The organism is Streptomyces sp. NPDC060064, from assembly GCF_042736455.1.
GTDB lineage: Bacteria > Actinomycetota > Actinomycetes > Streptomycetales > Streptomycetaceae > Streptomyces.
Window position 1 is genome coordinate 1 of record NZ_JBHWWF010000110.1, and the last position, 1,265, is coordinate 1,265.

Here is a 1,265-nt window from a genome sequence, read left to right on the forward strand (position 1 = left end):
CCGGCTGCGGGACCAGCTGCGGCAGCTGGTCGACCGCCTGAGCTGAGCCCGGACAGAAGCACGGCCGACCAGAAGCACGGCCCAGCCGGGCCTATTCCGGCGCGGAGCGCCGGATGCGGGTCCGGATTGAATTCGCGGAGCGAATTCAGGCGCTTGCAAATTGCAGCGGAGCGGAAATTTGCAAGCGGTCGCAGACCGAATTAGAAAGTGCGCAGCACTTTGACTCACTTCTTTTGATCCGAGCCGCTGGATACGAATTCGAGAAATTCAAATTCGGGCGGAGCTGGTAATTCCGGAGGAATTATACGTCTTATTTGGGCGAATGCAATTCCTTATTTTCTTTGTTTGTGGCGGTTGGATTTGAGCGCTTCGGGGGAGGGTGTCCGGTTTTGTGCGGGCGCGGCGGCTCGATAGGCCGCCGCGCCCGGGGGGTTGTTGGGGTGGCGGGGCGGGCTCAGGTCAGGAGGTAGCGGAGGCCGGAGTCGTACTGTCGGCGGACGGTGGACTGCATGTCGGGGTCGTCGTGGATGGCGGTGGCGATCCGTCGCCAGGAGAGGCCGTAGTGGTCGCGCAGGTGCACGACCTGTACGGCTGCGCGGGTTTCCAGGGCTCGTGCGAGGCGGGTCGTGTGCATCGCGGCGCTGAGTGCGCGGGCTTCGGGGATGTCGGGGTCGTATCCGGCTCCGGCCTCGTCGCCGAGGGCTTGGAGTGCGTAGGCGAGCTGTTCGGATTCGATGCTGTAGACGATGTTTCCGTGGGTGTCGTCGGCGCTGGGTTCCCAGGTGATCTCGGCCGAGGAGCTGGTGGTCTTGTTGATGGTCACAGACATGGGGTCCCTCCCGTATTGATGGTGTGCGCTTTGCGCACAGGGGAACCCTGGCATGGGGTGTGCGCATTGCGCAAGGATTCCGGCGGGTGAGTTCGTGGGCTCATGGACTCGTGACGTCACTAGGCCCCCTGTTGAAACGCGGTGACACGACTGTCTGAAACGGCGCGTTCTTCGCAGGTCAGGACTGCAACGCGAGGTGCGTTGCAGTCCTGACCTGCGCGTCGACCGGGTCACGTGACCCCGGTCCAGGCGGCCATCGGTCACCGGCCATCGGTCACCGGCCATCGGTCACCGGCCATCGGTCACCGGCCATCGGTCACCGGCCATCGGTCACCGGCCATCGGTCACCGGCCATCGGTCACCGGCCATCGGTCGGCGCGTGTGTGCGGTTCGTCAGCGAAGGCGTCGCAGCAGCGCCCGCCGCGTCGGCTCGTGC

At 64.9% G+C, this 1,265-nt stretch carries 1 protein-coding gene; it reads right to left on the reverse strand.

Features of this window, described 5'->3' with window-relative positions:
* Positions 1–454: 454 nt before the first annotated feature.
* Positions 455–829, reverse strand: a complete 375-nt coding sequence (locus tag ACFWDI_RS40960) for a hypothetical protein (protein ID WP_385312192.1) — start codon at positions 827–829, stop codon at positions 455–457.
* Positions 830–1,265 lie beyond the last annotated feature (436 nt).